The 3,620-nt window shown below is 65.8% G+C and carries 4 protein-coding genes; all 4 read right to left on the reverse strand.

All coding sequences use genetic code 11. The annotated features are described in order from the left end of the window. On the reverse strand, positions 1-722 hold a 722-nt coding region (locus EOA24_RS30925), incomplete at its 3' end, for an aminotransferase class I/II-fold pyridoxal phosphate-dependent enzyme (RefSeq protein ID WP_245501892.1). Continuing rightward, positions 719-1,717: a biotin synthase BioB gene (gene bioB / locus EOA24_RS30930; protein WP_127410432.1), complete on the reverse strand. Its 999-nt coding sequence runs from the start codon at positions 1,715-1,717 to the stop codon at positions 719-721. The genes EOA24_RS30925 and bioB, both read right to left, overlap by 4 nt. A gap of 139 nt (positions 1,718-1,856) precedes the next feature. Beyond that, positions 1,857-2,738, reverse strand: a complete 882-nt coding sequence (nadC, locus tag EOA24_RS30935; RefSeq protein WP_127410433.1) for a carboxylating nicotinate-nucleotide diphosphorylase — start codon at positions 2,736-2,738, stop codon at positions 1,857-1,859. 1 nt (position 2,739) lies between these two features. Next, positions 2,740-3,620: FAD-binding protein (locus EOA24_RS30940; RefSeq protein WP_127410434.1), on the reverse strand; the 881-nt coding region annotated here is incomplete at its 5' end.

The following is a 3,620-nucleotide window of genomic DNA, read 5'->3' on the forward strand; positions in this document are numbered from 1 at the left end:
GGCGCGTCCGGCGCCTTGCCGCAGGTGTGCAGCACCACGACATTGTCGCGGCCTTCGAAGTCGTGCGCGAGCCCGCGCCCGTCCGCGCCGTAGACGCCGGTGGCATGCGCCTCGTCGACAAACAGGAATGCATCGTGGTGGTCTGCGACCTCGATCAGTTCGCCGAGCGGCGCCCGGTCGCCATCCATGCTGTAGAGGCTCTCGACCACGATCCAGGGTCGGCCGGCGCCGCCTCTCGCGCGCCAGGTTCGGATTGCATCGTCCACGGCACTCGCTTCGTTGTGCGCGACTTCCGCCACTTCGGCGCGACCGGCCCGCGCCCCCTCATGGGCGCTGGCATGGATGAGTTCGTCCAGCACCACCAGGTCGCCCTTCTGGGGCAAGGTGGTGAGCACCGCGAAATTGGCGACATAGCCGCCGCCGAAGAAAAGGGCGCGCTCCGTGCCGAAGAAGCCGGCTGCCTTGGCTTCGAGCGCCTCGTGTTCCGGGTCATTGCCGCGCAGCAGCCGCGAGCCGGTCGCCCCGACGGGAGTGCCGGCGGCTAGCGCAGCAGCAACCGCATCAGCCAGGCGGCTTGAGTGCGCGAGGCCGAGATAGTCGTTGGAGGCGAAGTCGGTGCCCGCACGGGCGCTGAGGTTCCGCAAGCGGTCCTTGCGGGCCAGCCCGCGCAAGCTGGCCTCGTAGCGGTCGAGCAGCGCTCGGCCGGTCACCCGCCCGTTCACTGGGCGTCGCGCTCCATCGGCTTGATGCCCAGCCGGCGGAACAAAGCGCTGTCCTTGTCCTCTCCGGGGTTCTCTGCGGTCAGCAAGGTGTCGCCCACAAAGATGGAATTGGCGCCGGCGAAGAAGCACAGCGCCTGCATCTCGTCGCTCATCGCCATGCGGCCGGCCGAAAGCCGCACATGCGATTTCGGCATCATGATGCGGGCAAGCGCGATCGTGCGCACGAACTCGATCGGCTCGATCGGCTCGGCCTCGCCGAGCGGCGTGCCCTCGATGGGGATCAGCATGTTGATCGGCACGCTGTCGGGCGGCTCCGGCAGGTTGGCCAGCGTGACCAGCATGTCGATGCGGTCTGCCTTCTCCTCGCCCATCCCGACGATGCCGCCGCAGCAGACCTTGATGCCGCTGTCGCGGACATTGGCAAGCGTGTCCAGCCGGTCTGCGAAGGTCCGGGTCGAGATGACCTCGCTATAGTAGCGCTCGGAAGTGTCGATGTTGTGGTTGTAGTAGTCCAGGCCGGCCTGCTTGAGCCGCTGTGCCTGGCCGAGGTCGAGCATGCCGAGCGTCATGCAGGTCTCCATGCCAAGCGCCTTCACGCCCTCGACCATGGCGACCACGGCGTCCATGTCGCGTTCCTTGGGGCTGCGCCAGGCGGCCCCCATGCAGTAGCGCGTTGCGCCTGCGTCGCGGGCCTTCCTGGCTTCGGCGACGACGCGTTGAACCTCCATCAGCTTCGAGGCCTTGAGGCCCGACTGATGATGCGAGGACTGGCTACAGTAGCCGCAATCCTCGGGGCAACCGCCCGTCTTGATCGACAGCAGGCGCGAAAGCTGCACCCGGTTGGGATCGAAATTCTCGCGGTGGGTCGTATGGGCCTGGAAGAGCAGGTCGTTGAACGGCAGATCGTGGATAGTCTGGGCTTCCGCACGTGTCCAGGGCGGAATCGCCCAACCGACGGGGTCCGAAGTCAGGTCCGGGCTAAGTTTAGCGTTCATTCCACCTCCATCGTCAAAATCGTTGGGGTATCAGCCAAGAAAACGGACTTCGGAGCCCGTCACGATCTGCCCACCAGCGCTGGCACGGGCAGGGGGGTGCGGCCAAAGGAGTTCCTGGGACTCTGGTTCATAACCTCTCTCAGTTCAAATGCCTGCTGCAATTTCGACCGGCCGACATGTCGAGGCCGATGTCGAGGATGGGAGCGCTGTGGGTGAGCCAGCCGACGGATATGAGGTCAACGCCGGTCGCAGCAATTGCTGGAGCTGTCGCAGGGGTCACGCGGCCAGACGCTTCGATGAGAGCTCTGCCTCCCACCATTGCCACGGCTTGGCTAAGGTCCTCGAGCGACATGTTGTCCAGGAGTACCGCGTCAACGCTCGCCTGGAGCGCCATCTCCAGCTGATCCAGCGTGTCGACCTCGACCTCGATCCTGACCATGTGGCCTACGGCACTACGCGCTCGCTCGATTGCGGTGCGGATGTCGCCGGCAATGGCGATATGGTTGTCCTTGATGAGCACGGCATCGTCGAGCGCGAAGCGGTGATTGGCGCCGCCGCCGGCGCGCACGGCATGTTTTTCCAGGACACGCAGGCCCGGCGTTGTCTTTCGTGTGCAAATGATCCTTGCCTTAGTACCGCGCACCGCATCGACGAGCGCTGCCGTTGCCGTTGCGATGCCGCTCAGCTTGCATAGAAAATTGAGCGCCGTCCGTTCGGCCGTCAGCAGGCTGCGCGCCGGCCCGGTTACGACCGCGATCGTCTCGCCCGCCGAAACTTTGCCGCCCTCAGGGCAGCGCAACTGCATGCTGATCCCGGGGTCCACCAGCAGAAAGGCAAACATGACCAGGTCGAGCCCGGCAACAACGCCAGCCTGCCGGGCATTCAATGCGAGCGTCGCCTTGCAATCGGCGGGGATGATGGCATCGCTCGTGATGTCGCCGGCTCTGCCCAGATCTTCGAGCAGGGCGCCACGCACGATCGGCTCCATGATGATCTGGGGAAGCGGGGCAAGGGAACTCATATCAATAGCTCCGTTCGGATCTCAGCCAGTTGAGCGAGACGGCGCTCTCAAAGGCTCTGCAGAGCGTCAGACTCGAGGGCAGGGCTTTCGGATTGCGGCCCGGAAAGTCGGATCGGTAGTGCGAACCGCGGCTCTCCTCACGCCGGAGGGCGGCGATCGTCATCAACAGCGCAACCAGCGCCGGGTCCGCGGCCGCCGTGTCCCCGACGGCGATCGGCAGCAGGTCCGCGACCGCCTCGCGCAGTGCATTGCCCTTGCGGACAATACCGAGCGCATTGGAGACCACCTGTCGTATGGATGACGGGTCGGGCCGCACGGCCACCATCGCGGGCATCCTCGGCCACTGCCAGCCTGCGGAAGTGCCCGCGATGCATCCTGCCACCCAGGCGGCTGTCGCAACCAGTTCGGCCAACGAGTTGCTAGCCAGGCGATTTGCTCCGTGCAGTCCCGTACGAGCCACTTCGCCGCACGCCCACAGGCCCGAGACGGAACTCCGCCCTTCGGCGTCCACAGCCACGCCGCCCATGTGGTAGTGCGCCGCCGGACGCACGGGAATAGGTTCTGCGGCCGGATCAATGCCGGCCTGCTTGCAAACGGCGTCGATTGCCGGGAAGCGTTTTGCGAATCTTTGCCCGAGGCATTGCCGGGCGTCGAGATAGACACGATGCCCGGCGCCCAGCTGATCGGCGATCGCGCGGGCGACCACGTCGCGCGCTGCGAGCTCGGCGCCAGGCGTATCGGCGAGGAAGCGATCGCCATGGTCATCGACCAGCACAGCGCCTTCGCCGCGCACTGCTTCGCTGATCAGTGGCATCGGCCGGCGCGGGTTGTCGAGCGCGGTCGGATGGAACTGCACGAATTCGAGATCAGAGAGTTCCGCGC

The organism is Mesorhizobium sp. M2A.F.Ca.ET.039.01.1.1 (genome assembly GCF_003998035.1).
Classification (GTDB): domain Bacteria; phylum Pseudomonadota; class Alphaproteobacteria; order Rhizobiales; family Rhizobiaceae; genus Mesorhizobium.

Excerpts from the sequence above, each read along its gene's own strand:
- nadC (WP_127410433.1), bottom strand. The coding sequence starts at position 2,738 with ATGAGTTCCCTTGCCCCGCTTCCCCAGATCATCATGGAGCCGATCGTG.
- bioB (WP_127410432.1), bottom strand. The coding sequence starts at position 1,717 with ATGAACGCTAAACTTAGCCCGGACCTGACTTCGGACCCCGTCGGTTGG.